This is a genomic window from Modestobacter lacusdianchii (assembly GCF_054177765.1).
Map to the genome: position 1 here is coordinate 14,801 of NZ_JBJJTJ010000037.1, position 19,864 is coordinate 34,664.

The 19,864-nt window shown below is 76.3% G+C and carries 17 protein-coding genes and 1 pseudogene; 8 read left to right on the forward strand and 10 right to left on the reverse strand.

Features of this window, described 5'->3' with window-relative positions; genetic code table 11:
• Positions 1-30 precede the first annotated feature (30 nt).
• Positions 31-1,107: a LacI family DNA-binding transcriptional regulator gene (locus tag ACJTNH_RS18840; RefSeq protein WP_458178454.1), complete on the forward strand. Its 1,077-nt coding sequence runs from the start codon at positions 31-33 to the stop codon at positions 1,105-1,107.
• Here the strand turns inward: ACJTNH_RS18840 and ACJTNH_RS18845 are convergent.
• Complete coding sequence (locus ACJTNH_RS18845) at positions 1,094-1,903, reverse strand: DUF3097 domain-containing protein (RefSeq protein ID WP_458178455.1); 810 nt, start codon at positions 1,901-1,903, stop codon at positions 1,094-1,096. The two genes, ACJTNH_RS18840 and ACJTNH_RS18845, sit on opposite strands and share 14 nt — an antisense overlap.
• Before the next feature lie 282 nt (positions 1,904-2,185).
• Between ACJTNH_RS18845 and ACJTNH_RS18850 the strand changes: the two genes are divergently transcribed.
• Together ACJTNH_RS18850 and ACJTNH_RS18855 are read left to right on the forward strand one after the other, a co-directional pair.
• Positions 2,186-3,052, forward strand: a complete 867-nt coding sequence (locus tag ACJTNH_RS18850) for a DUF2382 domain-containing protein (RefSeq protein WP_458178457.1) — start codon at positions 2,186-2,188, stop codon at positions 3,050-3,052.
• A 101-nt stretch (positions 3,053-3,153) separates the two neighbouring features.
• Positions 3,154-4,284, forward strand: a complete 1,131-nt coding sequence (locus tag ACJTNH_RS18855) for an NAD(P)/FAD-dependent oxidoreductase (protein WP_458178459.1) — start codon at positions 3,154-3,156, stop codon at positions 4,282-4,284.
• Between the two features lie 10 nt (positions 4,285-4,294).
• Here the strand turns inward: ACJTNH_RS18855 and ppk2 are convergent, their stop codons facing one another.
• On the reverse strand, positions 4,295-5,284 hold the full coding sequence (gene ppk2, locus ACJTNH_RS18860; RefSeq protein WP_458178461.1) for a polyphosphate kinase 2: 990 nt from the start codon (positions 5,282-5,284) through the stop codon (positions 4,295-4,297).
• A gap of 260 nt (positions 5,285-5,544) precedes the next feature.
• Between ppk2 and ACJTNH_RS18865 the strand changes: the two genes are divergently transcribed.
• Entirely contained in the window at positions 5,545-6,300 is a 756-nt protein-coding gene (locus ACJTNH_RS18865; RefSeq protein ID WP_458178463.1) for a hypothetical protein, read from the forward strand.
• A 2-nt stretch (positions 6,301-6,302) separates the two neighbouring features.
• Here ACJTNH_RS18865 and ACJTNH_RS18870 read toward each other — a convergent pair whose 3' ends face one another.
• The 5 genes and pseudogenes from ACJTNH_RS18870 to ACJTNH_RS18890 form a co-directional block, all read right to left on the reverse strand.
• Positions 6,303-7,496 (reverse strand): glycosyltransferase family 4 protein, encoded by a 1,194-nt coding sequence (locus tag ACJTNH_RS18870; protein WP_458178465.1) that lies wholly within the window; start codon positions 7,494-7,496, stop codon positions 6,303-6,305.
• A gap of 328 nt (positions 7,497-7,824) precedes the next feature.
• Positions 7,825-8,532: pseudogene (locus ACJTNH_RS18875) on the reverse strand (lysophospholipid acyltransferase family protein); the annotation flags it as partial.
• Complete coding sequence (locus ACJTNH_RS18880; protein WP_458178467.1) at positions 8,418-9,191, reverse strand: GNAT family N-acetyltransferase; 774 nt, start codon at positions 9,189-9,191, stop codon at positions 8,418-8,420. The gene ACJTNH_RS18880 and the pseudogene ACJTNH_RS18875, both read right to left, overlap by 115 nt.
• 193 nt (positions 9,192-9,384) lie before the next feature.
• The gene (locus ACJTNH_RS18885; protein WP_458178469.1) at positions 9,385-10,032 is read right to left on the reverse strand and encodes an FMN-dependent NADH-azoreductase; all 648 of its coding nucleotides are present in this window, start codon (positions 10,030-10,032) and stop codon (positions 9,385-9,387) included.
• Positions 10,033-10,112: 80 nt separating this feature from the next.
• Entirely contained in the window at positions 10,113-10,499 is a 387-nt protein-coding gene (locus ACJTNH_RS18890; RefSeq protein WP_458178471.1) for a YchJ family protein, read from the reverse strand.
• A 149-nt stretch (positions 10,500-10,648) separates the two neighbouring features.
• Between ACJTNH_RS18890 and ACJTNH_RS18895 the strand changes: the two genes are divergently transcribed.
• Complete coding sequence (locus ACJTNH_RS18895) at positions 10,649-12,040, forward strand: NAD(P)/FAD-dependent oxidoreductase (RefSeq protein WP_458178473.1); 1,392 nt, start codon at positions 10,649-10,651, stop codon at positions 12,038-12,040.
• A 31-nt stretch (positions 12,041-12,071) separates the two neighbouring features.
• Entirely contained in the window at positions 12,072-12,581 is a 510-nt protein-coding gene (locus tag ACJTNH_RS18900; protein ID WP_458178475.1) for a hypothetical protein, read from the forward strand.
• A 13-nt stretch (positions 12,582-12,594) separates the two neighbouring features.
• Here the strand turns inward: ACJTNH_RS18900 and argG are convergent, their stop codons facing one another.
• From argG to ACJTNH_RS18915, 3 genes are read right to left on the reverse strand one after another with little or no spacing between them, the layout of a single operon-like run.
• Entirely contained in the window at positions 12,595-14,043 is a 1,449-nt protein-coding gene (gene argG / locus ACJTNH_RS18905; RefSeq protein ID WP_458178477.1) for an argininosuccinate synthase, read from the reverse strand.
• Positions 14,044-14,087: 44 nt separating this feature from the next.
• A complete protein-coding gene (locus ACJTNH_RS18910) occupies positions 14,088-15,092 on the reverse strand; it encodes a hypothetical protein (protein ID WP_458178479.1) in 1,005 nt (334 codons plus the stop codon).
• Positions 15,093-15,101: 9 nt separating this feature from the next.
• The gene (locus tag ACJTNH_RS18915) at positions 15,102-18,347 is read right to left on the reverse strand and encodes a BTAD domain-containing putative transcriptional regulator (protein WP_458178481.1); all 3,246 of its coding nucleotides are present in this window, start codon (positions 18,345-18,347) and stop codon (positions 15,102-15,104) included.
• 111 nt (positions 18,348-18,458) lie between these two features.
• On the opposite strand from ACJTNH_RS18915, the gene ACJTNH_RS18920 reads away from it, so the two are divergent.
• Both ACJTNH_RS18920 and ACJTNH_RS18925 read left to right on the forward strand, forming a co-directional pair.
• Positions 18,459-19,334 (forward strand): alpha/beta fold hydrolase, encoded by an 876-nt coding sequence (locus ACJTNH_RS18920; protein ID WP_458178483.1) that lies wholly within the window; start codon positions 18,459-18,461, stop codon positions 19,332-19,334.
• 134 nt (positions 19,335-19,468) lie between these two features.
• Positions 19,469-19,705, forward strand: a complete 237-nt coding sequence (locus tag ACJTNH_RS18925; protein WP_458178485.1) for a hypothetical protein — start codon at positions 19,469-19,471, stop codon at positions 19,703-19,705.
• Positions 19,706-19,864: the final 159 nt, after the last annotated feature.

The following is a 19,864-nucleotide window of genomic DNA, read 5'->3' on the forward strand; positions in this document are numbered from 1 at the left end:
TCCCGCCGGATGGGTGGGAAGATCGGCCCCATGCCCCTGGAGGACCCCATGCCCCTGGAGGAGTCGCTCCCGCACCTGGACTCCGCGGGTCGCCCCACGCTGCGCACCGTCGCCGCGTTGGCCGGGGTGCACGTGTCCACCGCATCCCGGGTCCTGGCGCCCTCGTTGCCGGCCGGCGTCCGCGCGGCGTCGGTGGGCACCAGCGAGACGATCCGCCGGATCGCCAAGGAGCTGGGCTTCACCCCGAACCCGCACGCGTCGGGGCTGCGGACGAGCCGCAGCCACGCCGTCGGCGTCCTGGTGCCGCACCTGACCGACATCGTCCTCGCCACGATCTACGAGGGGCTGGACGAGGCGGCCCGGGAGCGCGGGTACCAGACGTTCGTCGCCAACAGCCGGGACGACCCGGCGCAACGGGCAGACGCCATCGCGATGCTGTCCACTCGGCGGGTGGACGGGCTGGTCCTGGGTGATGCGCGGTTGGACGACGACGTACTGGCGTCCCTGACCCAGGCCGGCACCCCCTTCGTGCTGGTGAGCCGGCGCTCCGGTGAGCACCCCAGCGTCACCTGCGACGACGAGCACGGTGGCCGGCTCGCCGCGGAGCACCTGCTCGCCCTGGGGCACGTGGACGTGGCGATCGTGGCCGGCCAGCCCTACGCGAGCACCGCCGTGGACCGGTGCGCGGGGTTCCTGCAGGCCTTCGCCGAGGCCGGTCACCCGCTCCCGGCCGCGCAGGTGGTGACGTCCGGGTTCGACGTCGCCGGGGGGCGGGAGGCAGCCGACGACCTCCTGAACCGACCGGACCGGCCCTCGGCGATCTTCGCGGTGAACGACTTCGCCGCCATCGGCGTGCTCGGTGCCGTGCGGGCCGCTGGGCTGCGGGCGGGGCGGGACGTCGCGGTCGTCGGCTACAACGACACCCCACTGGCCGGGCAGCTGCCCACCCCGTTGACGTCGGTGAGCTCGCCGATGCGCCAGTTGGGGCGGCTGGCGTTGGAGATGGTGTTGCGACGGATCAACGGGGAGGTGGTCGGGTCCCGCCGGTTGGCCCCGGAGCTGCACGTCCGGGAGAGCAGCGACCCGAACGCGCTCAGTCGGTGGTGACGAAGTCGATGAGCTCCTCGACCCGGCCGATCAGCGTCGGCTCCAGGTCGGTCCAGACCTTCACCCGGGCCAGGATGCGCTGCGCCCAGACGTAGCCGGTGTCGTCCTCCCAGCCCAGCCGGCGGCAGACGCCGGTCTTCCAGTCCTCGCCCCTGGGCACCGTCGGCCAGGCCTTGATGCCGACCACCGAGGGCTTCACGGCCTGCCAGATGTCGATGAACGGGTGGCCGACCACCAGGGCGTGGTCGCCGGTGACCTGGGCGGCGATCCGGGACTCCTTGGAGCCGGTCACCAGGTGGTCGACGAGCACGCCCAGCCGCCGCCCCGACGAGGGGCGGAACTCCTTGACGATGCCGGGCAGGTCGTCGACGCCGTGCAGCGGCTCGACGACGACGCCCTCGATGCGCAGGTCGTGGCCCCAGACCTTCTCGACCAGCTCGGCGTCGTGCTTGCCCTCCACGTAGATGCGCCCCTCGCGGGCGACCCGGGCGCGGGCGCCGACCACGTAGGTCGAGCCCGACGCGCTGCGCTGCGGGCCCGACGGCGCGTTCTGCTTGGGGCGGACCAGCACCACCGGCCGACCGTCGACCCAGAAACCCGGGCCCAGTGGGTAGGCGCGCACCTTGCCGAAGCGGTCCTCGAGGTGGACGACGTCCTTCTCGCACCGCACGACGGCACCGACGAACCCGCTGCTGGGGTCCTCGACGACGACGTCCTTCAGCGCCTCGACCTGCGGCGAGGGCGCCTTCTTGGTGCGCGGGTGGACCAGGTCGTCGTACGGCGAACGGGGAGGCACGGCTCCATGCTCATCGCGGACGGCGTCCGTGCGGTGGCACGACACGCCCGGCCTTCGGTGTGGTCGAGCGGCGCTCGGCGTGTCGGGCGGAACGGTCCGTCCGGCGTGTCGAGCAGGCGCCCCCGCCGTGACCTGGGTCGATGTGCGAGCGCGCGGCCCGGGCGGGCGCGGCGGTGGTGACGCACGGTCAGGTCGATCATGGACTGACCGTTTCCGGATGTCCTGGTCGGGCAGACCGAGAGCAAGACCTGAGCACGAACCCCCGAGCAGAGGAGCGGAACCATGATCGGCACCGACACCCTCGACCGCGTGATCGGCGCAGACGTCTACGACGCTGACGGCGACAAGATCGGCACTGCCTCCGAGGTCTTCCTCGACGACCAGTCCGGCAACCCCGAGTGGGTGACCGTCAAGACCGGCATGTTCGGCACCAAGGAGACCTTCGTGCCGATCCGTGAGGCTGACCTGACCGGTGACGGCCTCCGCGTACCGGTGAGCAAGGCCGCCGTGAAGGACGCCCCCAAGATCGACCAGGACGGGCACCTCTCCCCAGACGAGGAGGCGGAGCTCTACCGCCACTACGGGATGCACGGCACGTCGGACACGACGCGCCCCGAGGCGGCGCGCACCGACACCACGCGCACCGACACCGCGCGGACCGACACCGCGACCACCGGTGTGGCCGCGGGCACGGCCGACACGACCCGGGGTGGCGTCGACACCGACGTGAACCGGCACGGCACCAAGGGCCACGACACCTCCGGCCCGACGACCGACGACGCCATGACCCTCTCCGAGGAGCAGGTCAACGTCGGTACCCAGCAGGTCGAGGCCGGCCGCGCCCGCCTGCGCAAGTACGTCGTCACCGAGAACGTGACGAAGACCGTCCCCGTCTCGCACGAGGAGGTCCGCGTCCAGCGCGAGCCCATCACCGACGCCAACGTCGGCAACGCGATGGACGGGCCGGCCATCTCCGAGGAGGAGCACGAGGTGACGCTGCACGCCGAGCGTCCCGTCGTGGACAAGGAGGCCGTGCCGGTCGAGCGCGTGCGCCTGGACACCGAGACGGTCACCGAGCAGCAGCAGGTCACCGAGCAGGTGCGCAAGGAGCAGGTCGACACCGACGGGATCACCGACACCCGCCGCTGATCGACACAGCGAGTCCCGCCAGCACCCGCCCCGGCCGTTCGGGGCGGGTGCTGTGCTGTCCGGGGTCGGGTCGTCGCTCGGGCACGTGACAGATTGGCCGGGTGACTGCAGACGTGCGGGTGGTGGTGGTCGGGGCCGGGATCGTCGGCGCGACGACGGCGTGGCAGCTGGCCCGCCGGGGTGCGGACGTCGTCCTGGTCGAGTCCGGTGAGGCCGGCCGGGCCACCTCCGCCGGCGCCGGGATCGTGCAGCCCTGGCGCCCGGCGGCCACGGGGTCGTGGGGCGCCTACAGCGACCTCGCCGGGCAGAGCTGGCCGACCCTGGCCGCAGAGCTGGCCGCCGACTCCGGGCAGGACCCCAGCTACGCCACGGTGGGCGGGCTGACCCTCGGTACCGACCCGCACGTCCTGCGGGGCGCCGCCGACGACCTCGTCGCGGCGGCCGCCGCCCGTGGCTGGGCCGGGCTGGGGGACGTCGAGGTGCTCACCCCGGGGGCCGCCGCCCACCGGTTCCCGGTGCTGCGCACCGACCTGCCCGCGCTGTGGGTGGGCGGCGTGGGCCGGGTGGACGGCCGGCTGTTCCGCGACGCGGCCGTGGTCGCCGCCGAACGGGCGGGGGTGGACCGGCGGTCGGGCCGCGCCGAGCTGCTGGCGGACGCGGGCCGGGTGCGTGGCGTGCGGGTGGACGGCGACCGGGTCGAGGCCGACGTCGTCGTCCTGGCCGCGGGTGCCTGGACGACGGAGCTGGCCCGGCCGCTGGGCGCCGAGCTCGCGCTGGGCCCGATGCGCGGCCAGATCGTGCACCTGCAGCTGCCCGACGACGGCACCGGCGGGTGGCCGACGGTCATGACGTCGGGCGAGGAGTTCGGCCACCACTACCTGCTGGGCTTCCCCGGCGGGCGCGTGGTGGTGGGAGCGACCCGCGAGGCGGACGCCGGGTTCGACCACCGGGTCACCGCCGCCGGGCAGCGCCAGGTGCTCGACGCGGCGCTGACCCTGGCGCCGGGGCTCGCCGAGGCCACGGTGCTGGAGACGAGGATCGGGTTCCGGCCGGTGACCCGGGACGGGTTCCCGCTCCTCGGCGCGCTGCCCGGGTGCGACGGGGTGGTCGTGGCGACCGGGCTGGGTGCCAACGGGCTGACCTACGGCCCGCTCATGGGCGTGCTCGCCGCCGGTCTGGCGCTGGGCGAGCCGGCGCCGTTCGACCTCGCGCCCTTCGACCCCACCCGCTGAGGCCGTCTGCTCAGTCGGCGGTCGGGGGCAGCGCCTCGCCGGGGCGGGGCATGACCGGTGCGCCGGCCTCCTCCTCCAGCACGTCGGCGGCCGAGCCGACGATCAGCGGGTCGGGGATGCCGACGGCGTCGGCGTCCTTGCCGGTGTAGTCGAACCGGGACAGCACGTGCCGCATCGCCTCGAGCCGGGCGCGCTTCTTGTCATTGCTCTTGATCACCGTCCAGGGGGCGTGCTCGGTGTCGGTGTGCAGGAACATCGCCTCCTTCGCCTCGGTGTAGGCCTCCCACTTGTCCAGCGAGGCGAGGTCGGTGGGGGAGAGCTTCCACTGCCGCACCGGGTCGATCTGGCGCACGATGAACCGGCTGCGCTGCTCCCCGCGGGTGACCGAGAACCAGAACTTGACCAGCTTGATGTCGCTGTCGACCAGCATCCGCTCGAACTCCGGCGCCTGGCGCATGAAGAGCAGGTAGTCCTCGGCCGTCGTGTAGCCCATCACCCGCTCGACGCCGGCGCGGTTGTACCAGGAGCGGTCGAACATCACGATCTCGCCGGCCGCGGGCAGGTGCTGCACGTAGCGCTGGAAGTACCACTGGGTGCGCTCCCGCTCGGAGGGCTTGTCCAGCGCGACCACCCGGGCGCCGCGGGGGTTGAGGTGCTCGGTGAACCGCTTGATCGTGCCGCCCTTGCCGGCCGCGTCCCGGCCCTCGAAGACCAGCACCATCTTCTGGCCGGTCTCCTTGACCCAGCCCTGCAGCTTGAGCAGCTCGATCTGCAGCCGGCGCTTCTCGATCTCGTACTCGCGCCGCTGCATCCGCTCGCTGTAGGGGTACCCCTCGCGCCAGGTGTCGACCCGCTTCCCCTCCGGGTCGAACAGCTCGCGGTCGTCGTCCCAGTCCTCGTCCGAGCTGGTGTCCGGCAGGGCGTTGAGCCGCCAGCGGGACAGGTCGACCACCGGCGACGGGATGTCCTCGGGGGCGTGGTCGCGCATCTGCTGGGTCATGTCGTCTCCGGTGGACGGGGGTGGGGTCGCCGGTCCGATCCTGCCCGGACGCGGCGCTCTCCACCTCTGCCCGGGCGGAGCGCCAGGTGAACTCCTGGGACGGACGTTCCACGTGGAACCGCTGGGGCTCCGGGTGCGTCGCAGTGCGCTCGTGGTCGGCCTGCACACCGCGACGCAGCGGCAGATCGACATCGCCGGCGGTCCGCTGCCCGCTCGGTGAGCGCGCGGGACCTGCTCGACAGGCCCGCCACGATGGGGTGGTGTCAGAGACCCCGCGCTGGTCCGCCGACGTCCGCCCGGCGGAGTGGATCGCCCCTCGGTTGTCCCGCGAGCTCGGCACGGTCGCCTCGGTGGTGCCGGGCGGGTTCCCCGCCTACGCCCGGGTGCTCCACCCGGCCGACGAGGACGTCCGCTGGGAACAGGTCGCCGCGGACACCGGTCGGCTGGTGCACCCGCTGGTGCAGTGGCACCGGCTGGTCGGCTCGGACGACCCGGTGAACGCCGACGGCGCGGACTGGCCCGGCGGCGCACCGCGCACCGGTGAGCTCGAGCCGGTCAGCCTGGCCGCGCTGCTCGCCGTGCTCCGCCGGCACACGTCGACCCCGCGGGCGTGCTGGTACTGCCTGTGGGAGGGGTGGGGCTGGCTGCGCGGGTCGCCGTCGGTCGCCGTCCTCGGATCGGCCGAGCCGGTGCCGCCGGCGTTCCCCGCCGAGGTGCTGGACGGGCCGCGGGTGCGGCACCCGCTCGGCCGGGACCACCTGCTCTTCTCCGGGCCGCTGGAGTCGGTGCTCGAGCTCGGGCACCACACACGGCCGGACTGGTTCATCCCCCAGTCGCCGCAGCTGCTCTGGCCCGACGACCGGGCGTGGTGCGTCGGCACGGAGATCGACTTCGACTCCACCCTGGTCGCCGGCACCGCGGAGCTCGTCGACGACCTGCTGACCGCGGACGGCCTGGAGGTGTGGCCGGTGCGGCCCGGGGACTCGCTGCGGGCCGACGGTGACCTGCTGAACTGAGCTCAGGCCGCGCGGGTCGCCGTCCGCAGGCGGTGGAGGTGGCCGATCAGCTCGTCCCCGACCCGGCCCCAGGTGCGGCCCTCGACCGAGGGGCGGGCGCGGGCGGCGGCGGCCTGCAGGGCGGCCCGGTCGTCGCGCAGCCCGGCGACGATCGCGGCGAGCAGGTGTGGGTCGTCCCCGGCCCACAGCCAGCCGTTCTCCCGGTGCCGCACCAGGTCCAGCGGCCCACCGGAGGCGGCGACCACCGCGGGCACCCCGGCGGCCAGCGCCTCCTGGACCGCCTGGCAGAAGGTCTCGTCGGCGCCCGGGTGCACGAACAGGTCGAGCGAGGCCACCACGGCCCCCAGCTCCGCGCCGCCGAGCTGGCCGAGGAACCGGGCCCGCGGCATCAGCCGGGTCAGCGCCCGGCGCTGCGGACCGTCCCCGACCACGACCAGACGGACGCCGGGCAGCTCGCTGAGCGGGGCGAGCAGCTCCAGCCGCTTCTCCACCGCCAGCCGGGACGCCACGCCGACCAGCAGCTCGCCGTCCGGGGCGAACTGACGGCGCAGCTCCACGTCCCGGTGGCAGGGTGCGAACTGCTCCAGGTCGACCCCGCGCGGCCACAGCGCGACCGGGCCGATGCCCTGCCGGGCCAGCACCGCGGCGGTCGCCGAGGAGGGGGCGAGGGTGAGGTCGGCCGTGCCGTGCACCCGGCGCAGGTACCGCCAGGCCGCCGGCGCGCCGCCGGGCAGCCGGTAGCGCTGCGCGTAGGCGGCCAGGTCGGTCTGGAAGACCGCGACCGACGGCACCCCCAGCGTGCGGGCGGCGCGGGCGGCGGCCAGGCCGAGCACCGCGGGGGAGGCCAGGTGCACCACGTCGGGGGCCAGTCGGCGCAGCACGGTGGTCAGGTCGCCGGCGGGGCGGGCGAGGGAGAGCTGGCGGTAGCGGGGCAGCCGCATCGCCGGCACCGTGACCACCTCGATCCAGGCGCCGCACCGGGACTCGTAGTCGGCGCCGGAGGGGGCGACCACCACCGGGTCGTGGCCCCGGACGGCGAGGTGGTCGACCAGCCGGAGCACCGAGTTGACCACCCCGTTCACCGCGGGCAGGAACGTCTCGGCCACCACGGCCACCCGCAGTCCGGTCGCGCCGGGCACCAGCACCGGGAGCGCGTCCCCGGTCAGCTCGACGGGCCCGGCCTCCTCGCGCAGCACGGGTGGCCCCCGAACGCCGGGGCGGTTCGGGAGTCGCCGTCTGCCGCCGCACCGGCACCGGCCGGGCCGGCACCCGCGGCCGGCGCGGGTGCGCGGCGACCAGCGGCGGCCGGGCCTCGGTGACCGCGGCGACCGCGTACTCGGCCAGCGCGGCCAGCTCCCGGCGGTCGGCGCCGGCCGGGTCGAGGGCGGGCAGCAGGTGCACCTCGACGACCAGCCCGCGGGTGCGCACCACCCGGGCGATGCTGCGCCACAGCGGCTCGTCGGCCAGGTAGCCGGCGACGGCGCTGGCCGACCCGCCGTCCACCCGGTAGCGGACGGCGACCGGGCAGACCGGCGCGGCGGCGTCCACGGCGGCCTGGAAGAACGCCGGCCGGAACCGGCCCAGCTCCACGCCGCAGGACGTCGTCCCCTCCGGGTGCACGGTCACCGGCGTGCCGGCGCGCAGCAGGTCGGCGGCCTCGGCCACGGTGCCCGGCAGGGTGCGGATCCGCCCGCGGTCGAGCAGGACGACGCCGGCCCGGCGGGCCAGCCCGCCGATCAGCGGCCACCCGGCCACCTCGCGCTTGGCCACCGGGAGCCCCGGCACCACGGTGAGCATCGCCAGGTCGTCGACCCAGGAGACGTGGTTGCTGACCACCAGCTGCCCCGGGCCGCGGCCGGCACCGGCGCGCGGCCAGGCCGTGGGTGAGGAGTGCACCTCGACCCGGACACCGACGGCGGTGAGCACCCGGGCGGCCGCGCAGACGAGGATCCGGCGGCGGCCCCGGGTGCTGGTCAGCGGCGCCTGCACGGCGGACACACCCGCACCGGCCAGGGCGCCGGTCAGCCGCACCCACCGGCGGCGCCGCGTGGCCGGGTCGACGGTCGGGGCGGCGTCGGCGGTGCAGGCCGCCGTGCAGGAGGAGACGGGCACCCAGCTCACCGGGCACCGCCCAGCAGCCGGTCGAGCACCCGCGCGGGGACGTCGTCCATCGCCAGCAGCACGTAGAGGTCTGCGGTGCCGAACGCCGGGTCGTAGGCCGGTCGCCCGCACACCCGGGCGCCGAGCTTCAGGTAGGCGCGCAGCAGGGGCGGCACCACCAGCCGGTCCGGGCGGGGGGCGACGGTGACGTCGAAGGGCAGGTGCGGCACCACCCGCAGGGCGGCCGGGGCCAGGTGGCGGGCACGGACGAGGTCCCAGACGCCGGCGACGGTCGCGCCGCCGTCGTCCAGCTGGATGGAGGCGCAGCCGGCGAGGTGGGTGGCGCCGCGGTCGAGCACGTAGCGGGCGACCCCGGCCCACAGGGCGGTGATGACCGCGCCGGACCGGTGGTCGGGGTGCACGCAGCTGCGGCCGGCCTCGACCAGGCCCGGGCGCAGGGGCGCGTGCCGGGAGAGGTCGAACTCGCCGTCGCCGTAGCTGCGGCCGGCCGCAGCGGCCCGTTCGGGCGGCAGCAGCCGGTAGGTGCCGACGACCTCCCCGGTGACCTCCTCGCGCACCAGCAGGTGGTCGCACAGGTCGTCCCACTCGTCGGCGTCCCGCCCGGCGGCCGCGGCCGGTGGGTCGAGCAGCGCGCCGCACTCGAGGGCGAACACGCGGTGGCGCAGTCGCTGGGCGGCCTCGACGTCGGCGGGCCCGGCGGCCAGGGTGGTGGTGTAGCGCAGCGGCGAGGCTGCGGTCTCCGGTGCTGGGGTCACCAGTGCTGTGGTCACGACGACACCTCGGGTGTCGAGAGGCCCCTGGACGAGGCCCGGACACCCGCCAGGCTCAGCGGACCAGGTGTCCACGCGGTGGCGCGGGCGCGGCGCGTCCCCGTCGGGACGGCGAATGTCGGCGCAGGTGACCACCGATCGGGTGAACGCCCCCTGGTCGGGCGCTCAGCCTCGGGTGCTCAGCCCTCGGTGCTCAGGCGGTGATCCGGCCGGCCAGCTCCTCGGCGTAGCTGCGGGCGGCGTCGGCCTCGGCGGCGGCCTGGCCGCGCAGGTCGGCCATCGCCGGCACCCGGTCGGCCAGGGTCAGCTGCAGGGTGATCACCGAGACGCTCATCCCGAACGACCGGCCCAGCACCAGCTCCAGGGGCGGCACGGTGTGGTCCCAGCTGGCCTGCTCGCCACCGGAGTCGTAGCTGGCGCCCCGGCTGGAGACGACCACGGCGGTGCGCCCGGCCAGCGGTCGGGCCTCGTAGTCGCCGAACGGCACGGTGGTGCCCAGCACGTGCACGTGGTCGACCCAGGCCTTGAGCGTCGAGGGCAGCGACCAGTTGTACATCGGCGCCCCGACCAGCAGCACGTCGGCGGCCAGCAGCTCGTCGAGGTAGCCCTGCTGGCGCGCCTCCGCCGCCGGGTCGACGGTCTCGGCGTCGGTGCGCAGCCGCGGCGCCCAGTGCAGCGCCGCGTCGGGCAGGTGCGGCGGCGGGTCGGCCTGCAGGTCGCGGGAGGTGACGGTGAACCCCGCACCGCGCTCCTGCCAGCCGCGCACGAACGCCGCCGTCACCTCACGGGACGCCGAGCTGCGCGGGTCGGCGGACGAGTCGAGGTGCAGCAGGTGCGGCATCAGGGCCTCCGGGGTCGGTGTGCGGCACGCTCACCCTCGCACCCGGTCGGCGACCGGCGACCCGTGGGTCGCCGTCGGGGTCAGGGCAGGGAGACGCCGTCGAGGTAGCGCCAGGCGCCGTCCTCGCGGGTGAAGCGGCTGCGCTCGTGCTGGGCGCCGGGCCGGCCGCCGGCCAGCCAGTGCGCCCGGAACTCCACCGTGCCCTCGGCGGCCAGCAGTGCACCGCCGCTGGTGGTGAGCACCTCCAGGCCGGTCCAGCGCACGTCCGGGTCGAGGTCGAGCGTCGACGGGCGGGTGCTGGTGTGCCAGGTGGCGAGCAGGTAGGCCGGGTCGCCGACGGCGAAGGCGCTGTACCGGGAGCGCATCAGCTGCTCGGCGGTGGGCGCGGTCGCCGTCCCGTCGTGCAGCCGGCCGCAGCACTCCGGGTAGGACAGGCCGGAGCCGCACGGGCATCGTCGGGGAGCCACCGCCGCAGTCTCCCAGCCGGACGGGACGCCGTTCACCGAGCCGACCCCCGGTCCTGGCCGATACGTTGCAGGGACTCGGCGCCGAGGACGTCCCGGGCAGCGGCGGGGGCGTCCCGGCGGACTCGGAACCAGGCACCAGGAGGCGCGCAGTGAGCGACGCGGACCAGGACAGGACCACCCGGATCGTGGTGGTGGGCGGCGGGTTCGCCGGCTTCTACGCCCTGAAGCACCTGCAGCGGCACCTGCCGGCCGGCCGGGTCGAGCTGGTGCTGGTCAACCCCACCGACTACCTGCTCTACAGCCCGCTGCTGCCCGAGGTGGCCACCGGCGTGATCGAGGCACGGCACATCGCCGTCTCGCTGCGCCGGGCGCTGCCCCGGGTCCGGCTGGTGCTCGGCCGGGTCACCGCCGTCGACCTGGACGGGCGCACGGTCACCGTCACGCCGGTCACCCCCGGCGGGCTGGGGGAGCCGTACACCGAACCCTGGGACCGCCTGCTGCTGGCGCCGGGCTCGGTGACCCGGCAGTTCGACATCCCCGGCGTCGCCGAGCATGCCCGCGGGCTGAAGACCCTGGTCGAGGCGGTGTACCTGCGCGACCACCTGCTGCAGATGCTCGACCTGGCCGACGCCGAGCCGGACACCCCGGCGGGCCGGGCCCGGCGGTCGGAGCTGCTCACCGTGGTGGCCGTGGGCGCCGGGTACACCGGCACCGAGTTCGTCGCCCAGACGCAGCGTTGGCTGCGCACCATCGAGGCGCGCTGGGGCCGCACCCGTGCCGAGGACGTGCGCTGGGTGCTGATCGACCTGGCGGAGGCGGTGCTGCCCGAGCTCGGCCCGCAGCTGGGCAGCCGCAGCCTGGACCTGCTCCGCAAGCGCGGGATCGACGTCCGCCTCGGGGTGACGGTGAAGTCGGCCGACGCCCACGAGGTCCAGCTGACCGACGGCACCACGGTGGCCACCCGCACGCTGGTCTGGGGCGCGGGGGTGATGGCGAACCCGCTGGTCGCCGAGCTCGGCCTGCCGCTGCGCAAGGGCCGCCTGGTGGTGGAGGCGGACCTGTCCGTCCCCGGCGTCCCCGACGTGTGGGCGGCCGGCGACGCCGCCGCCGTCCCGGACCTCGCGGCCGCGAAGGGCCAGGACGACGTCCCGGACACCCCGCCGACCGCCCAGCACGCCCAGCGGCAGGGCACCGCGCTGGGCCGCAACGTCGCCGCCAGCCTGGGTGTCGGGCAGGCCCGGCCCTACCGGCACAAGGACCTCGGCCTGGTCGCCGACCTCGGCGGCTGGGACGCGGTGGCCAAGCCCCTCGGCGTCCCGCTGACCGGTCCGCTGGCCAAGGTGGTCACCCGCGGCTACCACCTGTACGCCCTGCCGGCGATGGCCAACCGGCTGCGGGTGGCCGTGGACTGGCTGTGGCAGACGGTGCTGCCGCCGGAGAGCACGCAGCTGTCCGTCGTCCGGCCGGAGGACGCCCGGCTGGACGCCGCCCAGGCCACGCGGATCTACGACGCCGAGCGCGCCGCCCGCGACGCCGGGTGAAACCGGTTGACCGCCGGGTCAGCCTGGGAGCGTGCGACTGACGTTCACCCGGATGGCCGACCGGCGGCCGGTGGAGACCCAGGTCGAGCGGGACGACGGCGTCGTCTTCGCGATGCGCGGCGCCGGTGGCGGCGCGGACCTGCCGCACGACCTGGTGCACGCCGCGGTGGAGGCACAGCTGCAGGTCCGTGACGGGATCTGGGGCTGCGTCGCCGACGGCGTCGTCTGGCACAGCATGCGGCACGTCTCCGGCCGCCAGCCGCCGCACGCCGCCGCGCGGTCCGAGCAGCTGAAGCGCGAGCGGGCGGTGCAGATCCAGCGCGCGGAGGCGCTGGCCGACCTGGTCGGCCGGCTGTCCCGCGGTCAGGAGGTGCTGGCCACCGAACTCGCTGCCGACGGTCGGTCGCGAGCCGAGCTGGCGGCCGCCGCGACCGAGCTCGCGGCCACCGGGAGACGGTGGGCGGCGCTGCGGCCGGGGGAGACCTGGGTGGTCGAGTGGACCGCTCCCCGCCCGGCGCGCCGGGGGAACCGGCGCCGCTGACGCCGGTCGCCGGTCAGTCGGTGCCGAACTCCATCGCGGCGCGGTCGAGCAGCTCGTCGTGCTCGGAGACCCGGCCGCGGGAGGCGATCGCCTCGGCGCCGCCGGCCTCCGTGGCGTCGATCAGCCCGGTGGAGGCGGCCTGCGCGGCCCCGATCGACGTCGGCGTCGAGCCGCCGACCATGCCCATCCGGGCGTACTGCTCCAGCTTGGCGCGGGAGTCGGCGATGTCCAGGTTGCGCATGGTCAGCTGGCCGATCCGGTCGACCGGGCCGAACGCGGAGTCCTCGGTGCGCTCCATGGACAGCTTGTCCGGGTGGTAGCTGAAGGCCGGGCCGGCGGTGTCGAGCACCGAGTAGTCCTCGCCGCGCCGCAGCCGCAGGGTGACCTCGCCGGTGACGGCCATGCCGACCCAGCGCTGCAGCGACTCGCGCAGCATCATCGCCTGCGGGTCCAGCCAGCGGCCCTCGTACATCAGCCGGCCCAGCCGGCGGCCCTCGGCGTGGTACGTGGCCAGGGTGTCCTCGTTGTGGATGGCGTTGACCAGCCGCTCGTAGGCGATGTGCAGCAGCGCCATGCCCGGCGCCTCGTAGATGCCGCGGCTCTTGGCCTCGATGATCCGGTTCTCGATCTGGTCGGACATGCCCAGGCCGTGCCGGCCGCCGATGGCGTTGGCCTCCAGCACCAGGTCGACGGCGGAGGCGAACTCCTTGCCGTTGATCGTCACCGGCCGGCCGTACTCGAAGCCGACCGTGACGTCCTCGGCGGCGATCTCGACCGACTCGTCCCAGAACTTCACGCCCATGATCGGCTCTACCGTCTCGATGCCGGTGTCCAGGTGCTCGAGGGTCTTCGCCTCGTGGGTGGCGCCCCAGATGTTGGCGTCGGTCGAGTAGGCCTTCTCCGCGCTGTCCCGGTAGGGCAGGCCGTGGGCGACCAGCCACTCCGACATCTCCTTGCGCCCGCCGAGCTCGGTGACGAAGTCGGCGTCCAGCCACGGCTTGTAGATCCGCAGGCCCGGGTTGGCGAGCAGGCCGTAGCGGTAGAACCGCTCGATGTCGTTGCCCTTGTAGGTGGAGCCGTCGCCCCAGATCTGGACGTCGTCCTCGAGCATCGCCCGCACCAGCAGGGTGCCGGTGACCGCACGGCCCAGCGGGGTGGTGTTGAAGTAGCTGCGCCCGCCGGAGCGGATGTGGAAGGCACCGCAGGTCAGCGCGGCCAGCCCCTCCTCGACCAGGGCGGCGCGGCAGTCGACCAGCCGGGCGAGCTCGGCGCCGTAGGCGCTGGCGCGGCCGGGCACCGAGCCGATGTCGGGCTCGTCGGCCTGGCCGATGTCGGCGGTGTAGGTGCAGGGCACCGCGCCCTTGTCGCGCATCCACGCGACCGCCACCGAGGTGTCGAGCCCTCCGGAGAAGGCGATGCCGACGCGTTCGCCGACGGGCAGGGAGGTGAGCACCTTGGACACGACGAGAAGTATGCACGCCCCTGTATTTCCATGCAAAGCTGGGGTCAGCGGCCGTAGCCGACCGTCGTCAGGTACGCCTCCAGCTCCTCGTCGGTCATCGGCGCCGCCTGCTCGAGCGCCGCCATCAGCTGGTCCACCGGCAGGTCGGGGCCACCGGACACCGACACCCACTGGCCCTCGACCTGCCGCACGACGTCCCTGCCCAGGGACGCGTACAGGCCGTCGTCCACGCCGTGCCGGGCCCAGGTGCCGGGTGTCACCAGCTCGCACGAGCCCAGCAGCGTGCTGCCGCGCGGCGTCGGGAACGAGCGAGCGGCGCACGGGTCGCCGCCGGGCACCCGGTCCGCCGGCAGGGCGACCACCAGCGCGCCCCAGGACGCCGGGTCGCCGGTGCCGTAGCCGGTGGAGACGCCGCCCTCCTCCCAGGGGCCCGCGGCCGACACCTGCATGCCGGGCAGCCCGGCGACCCACGGGCGCGCGGGGAGGTGCGCGGCGGCCGCCCGGTCGGCCAGCGACGTCGGCGGGGGCGGCGTCGCCGGGGCCGCCGATCCGGTGAGGTCGTCGGCGTTCACGCCCGCCAGGACGGCGAACGCCGACACGGCCAGCGCGCCGAGGAGGCGGGGCGGACCCGGCCACTGCAGGGCGGCGATGACGAGGAACGGCAGCGCCGGGGCGCCCCACAGGGCCTCGTCGGGCAGCCAGTCGTCGACCTGCAGCTGCATGCCGGCCCAGGTGAGGGCGACCGCGGCCACGGTGCCGCCCGAGCCCAGGGCCAGGCCGCGGCCGTCCGAGCCCTCCCGCCCGGCGCGCCCCGGGCCGGCGAGGTGGTCCAGGGCGTAGGCGAGCCCGCCGTTGAGCACCACGAGTGCGGTGAGGACCAGCAGCACCGCTGTGGTGCTGGTGAACGCCGCGCCGATCACCAGCGGCGCCTCGGCGAGGACGGCGAGCACGCCCAGCACGCCGGTCAGCGCGATGTGCTGCCAGGCCCGGGGCCGCCACGGGGCGGCCGGGCCGCCGTCGGGCGTGGTGGTCGTCCCGGTGCCGGCCATGCGCGGAGGCTAGTGGCCGATCTCGTTCCCGCACAGCGCCGCGCGGGCGGTGGCGGCCCAGTGCCCGGCGCCGACCCGCTCGGCGACCGCCAGCGCCTGCCGGTGGTGTGCCGCGGCGTCCGCCCCCCGCCCCAGTGCGCCGGCCAGCTCGCCGAGGACCGCCGCCACGGGTCCGAGGGTGAGCAGCCCGCTGCCGGCGCCGGCCAGCTCGTCGGCGGCCGGCAGCAGCTGGTCGTACAGCCGGCTCGCCCGCGCCCGGTCGCCGAGGGCAACCGCGGCCCGCGCGGCCAGGCACCAGCGCACCTCCAGCAGCAGGTCGCGCGGGGAGTCCGGGACGGCGTCCAGGGCCGCCCGCGCCCCGCCGTCGTCGCCACGGCGCAGCAGCAGCAGCGGGCGCACCCACGGCTCGTGAGGTCCCCACCCGTCGTCGACGGCGGCCGCGGGGTCCAGGCTGAGCAGCGCCAGGGGCAGCAGCCCGTCCTGCAGGCCGGACATCCCGGTGCCGGTCAGCCGGGCGGCGGCGGCCCGGTAGGCGGCGCGGGCCGCGTCGGTCTCACCACGCACCGCCAGCCGCAGCGCGGCGTACCAGTCGGTGAAGACGCCCACCACCGGCAGGCCGTGCCGGTCGGCGAGCGCGTCGGCCGCGGCGGCGTGCCGGTCGGCGGCGGCCAGGTCGCCCAGCGCCGAGCGGGCCTGCAGCAGCACCAGGTGGCCGAGCACCTCGGAGGTCGCCAGGTGGGCCGCGCCGGCGGTCAGCGCGACCAGCTCGGTGCCGATCCGGGCCCGCTCGGGTGCGAGCCCGGCCCGGGAGGCGCTCTGCAGGAACCGGGCGTCCAGGGCGAGGGCCAGCAGTGCCGGGTCGTCGAGGGCCCGGGCCAGCTGCTCGGCCTCGCGGGCCGCCTGGCCGCCGCGAGGCCCGGGGTCGGCCCGCCGCTCCAGCGCGATCGTCACCAGCAGCCGGGCGCGCTCGGTGCGCCGGTCGGCCGGCAGCGCGGTCAGCGTCCGCTCGGCCACCGCGACCAGCCGGGCCGACAGCTCCTCGTCGTCGTTCGCCGCCCAGATCGCCGGGACGTCGGAGGAGCCGAGGACCGCAGCGGTCAGCAGCGGGTCGCCGAGCTGCTCGGCGGCATCGACCGCGGTCGCCCGTTCCCCCCGGGCCTCCTGCAGGTGGCCGGTGACCGCGAGCGCGCGGGTCAGGCCGGTCCGCGTCGCCAGCCGGTCGTGGGGATCGGCGTCGGGCAGCCGGTCCAGCGCCGCGCGCACGGCCCGCCACAGCGTCGCCGCCTCGTGCGGCGCCGACCGGCCCTCCGCCCGCCGCGCCGCCGCGCCCGCCCAGTGCGCGACGGCCGCCGGCTCCGCCTGGTCCCCGGCCCGCAGCAGGTGGTGGGCGATCGTCTCGACGGCGTCCGGGCGGGTCCGGGTCAGGTCGGCGGCCACCGCGGCGTGCTCCCTGGTGCGCCGGGCCCGCGGGACGTCGTCGTACAGCGCCTCCTGCACCAGGGCGTGCGCGAACCGCAGCCCGGTCGGTCCGGCCTCCTCCAGCAGCCCGGCGAGCAGGCCCGTCTCCACCGTCTCCAGGACGGCGTCCTCGGCCCCGGCCCGCCGCACCAGCAGGTCCAGGTCGACCTCGGGCCCCTGCACGGCGGCCTGTCGCAGGTGCGTGCGCGCCGTGCCGGGCAGCCGCTGCACCCGCTGCCGGACGACGTCGCGCACCCCGGCGGGGACGGTCCGCAGGGCCGCCACGCCACCGGACTCGAACAACCGCACCAGCTCCCGGGCCAGGAACGGGTTGCCGGCGCTGCGGGCGTGCAGCAGCTCGAGCTCGGCGGCGGGCAGCACCCGGTCGGTGAGCCCGGCGACGAGCTCGGCGGTCTGCGGTCCGGTGAGCCCACCGAGGTACACCCGGGTGGGCTCGGCGCGGGCCAGCCGACCCAGGGCCTCGGCGAGCCCGGGGGAGAGGTCGGTGGCCCGGTGCGTGCCCACGACCAGCACCCGGGCGCCGGCCAGGTCGGGCAGCAGGCTGGTCACCAGCGCCAGGGTGTCCTCGTCGGCCCAGTGCAGGTCGTCGAGGACGACGAGCACGGGGGCCCGCCGGGCGGCGGCGACCAGGCCGGCGGCGAGCGCGCGGTGCCGGCGGAACCGGACGGTGGCGGGGTCGTCGTCGGGGCCGGGCGGGGGTGCCTGCTCGGTCGGTGCGATGCCCAGCTGGGTCCACGGCCAGGCCGGCGGCGCGCCGGGCACCTCCGGGCTGGTGGCCCAGGCGACGGTCCAGCCCGCGGTGCGCAGCTGGTCGGCGAGGGCGGTGGCCAGCGCGGTCTTGCCTGCGCCCGCCGCCCCGGAGACCAGGGCGAGCTGCGGGCGGCCCGCGGCGGCGGTGGCCGCGGCGGCCGCCAGCACGGCCAGTTCGTCGTCCCGGCCGACCAGCCGGGGTGCCGGGGGCGGCAGCGCTCCGGCCGGCGCGGGCGTGCGCGGTGGCGGGCCGGCGAGCCCGGGTGCCTGGGCGAGGACGTCGGCCTCCAGCTGCCGCAGTGCCGGGCCGGGGTCGACCCCGAGCTCGGCACCGAGCACCGCCCGGGCCCGGCGCAGGGCGGCCAGTGCGTCGCCCTGCCGCCCGGCCCGGTACAGGGCCAGCGCCAGCAACCGCCAGGTGTCCTCCCGCAACGGGTGGTCGGTGAGCAGCGCCGAGAGCTCCGGCACCGCCTCGGCCGCGTCCCCGGCGGCGAGTGCGGCCTCGGCGCGGCGCTGCACGGCCAGCAGGCGCAGCTCGTCGAGCCGGCCGGCCTCCGCACGGGCCCAGGCCTGGCCGGCGACGTCGGCGTACGCGGGGCCGCGCCACCGGGCCAGGGCGTCGTCCAGCAGGGCCCGGGCGTCGTCCGGCCGGCCGTCGTCCAGCAGACCGGTGGCCGAGCCGAGAGCCGTCTCGAACCGGTCGGCGTCCACGGTGCCGGGCGCGGTGCGCAGGGCGTACCCGCCGGCGACGGTGACCAGCAGCTGCGGCGGGGTGCGGGGCGGGCGGTGCGGTTCCAGCGCCCGGCGCAGGTCGCCGACGAAGGTCTGCACCGCCCCGTTCGCTCCGGTGGGGGCGTCGTCCCACAGGTCGTCGACCAGGTGGGCGAGCGGCACGGCGCGGCCCCGGGCGACCAGCAGCCGGGCCAGGACGGCGCGGTGCCGCGGGCCCCGGAGGTCGACGGGGCCGCCGTCGTCCTCGGCGGTGACCGGGCCCAGCACGCCGAACCGCACGGACGTCCCAGCCACGGCGCCACGCTAGCCGTCCCGGCGCCGCCGCTGAGCGCGTGCTGACCGGGTGCTGATCGGGCGGCGGCACGGTCTGCCGGTACGTCTCACCGATCCCCAGGAGGAACTGCCATGGCACCGACGATCCCCGGCTTCACCGAGCAGCGCGTCCCCGGCGCCGACGGGGTGGCGCTGCACGTCGCGGTCGGCGGCTCCGGCTCACCGGTGGTGCTGCTGCACGGCTTCCCGCAGACCCACCTGATGTGGCGGCACGTCGCCGCCGACCTGGCGGCCGACCACACCGTCATCTGCCCCGACCTGCGCGGCTACGGCGCCAGCGACAAGCCGGCCGACGACGGGCAGGCCTACGCCAAGCGCACCATGGCCGCCGACGTCGTCACGGTCGCCCGGGCGCTGGGCCACGAGCGGTTCGCCCTGGTCGGCCACGACCGCGGCGCGCTGGTCGCCATCCGGGCCGGCCTCGACCACCCGGACGCCGTCACGCACCTGGCCTCGCTGGACGTGCTGCCCAACCTGGACACCTGGGAGGTGCTCAGCGGGCTGTCGGCCTCGGTCGCCTGGCACCTGTACCTGATGGCGCAGCCGGCCGGCCTGCCCGAGGCGATGATCAGCGGGGCCGCCGACGCGTTCTTCGGCTCGTTCCTGGACACCTGGGCGCGCGACCCGCAGGCCGTGCCGGCCGACGTCCGTGCCGAGTACCTGCGTGCCTGCCGCGAGGCGGTGCCCTCGATCGTCGCCGACTACCGGGCCTCGGCGACGGTGGACGTCGAGCACGACCGGGCCGACCGGGACGCCGGCAACCGGCTGCGGATGCCGGTGACGGTGCTGCAGCAGGACTGGGGGCCCGAGCTCAGCGCCGGCGCGGCGGCCACCTGGGCCCGCTGGGCGCCGGACCTGGACCACCGCACGGTGACCAGCGGCCACTTCATGGCCGAGGAGGCGACGGCCGAGGTGGTCGGTGCCGTGCGCGACCTGCTGGCCCGCTGACGGGCCGGCGCCCTGGCTGGGCCGGCCCTGGTCGATCCGCCGGACGCCGGGCCCATCCGGTCGCCGAGGTGGCTGGTGATGCACGTCACAGTCGCCGGTGCATCCGGGGCCGTGGGTCCGGGCGAACACCCGACGTGGAGCTGCGTCCTCGAGCCGAACAGCAGTGGGTGGTCCAGCCGCTGATCGACGCCGGCGTCGACCTGGAGGAGATCGGTCAGCTGGTCTTCCGGCTGGCCTTCACCGCGATCGTCACCGAGGGCTGCGGCGCGCTGACCAGTCTGACGGAGCTGGTCGCCGACCGGCCGGCGGCGGTCCAGGAGGCCTGGTGCCAGGTGATCACCCGGATGCTGATGCTCGACGCACCGCCCTGAGCTCAGCCGTCCGGGGACGTCGGCAGGAGGCCTCCTCGGCGTGGGGGGGGGGGGGGGGGGGGGGGGGGGGGGGGGGGGGGGGGGGGGGGGGGGGGGGGGGGGGGGGGGGGGGGGGGGGGGGGGGGGGGGGGGGGGGGGGGGGGGGGGGGGGGGGGGGGG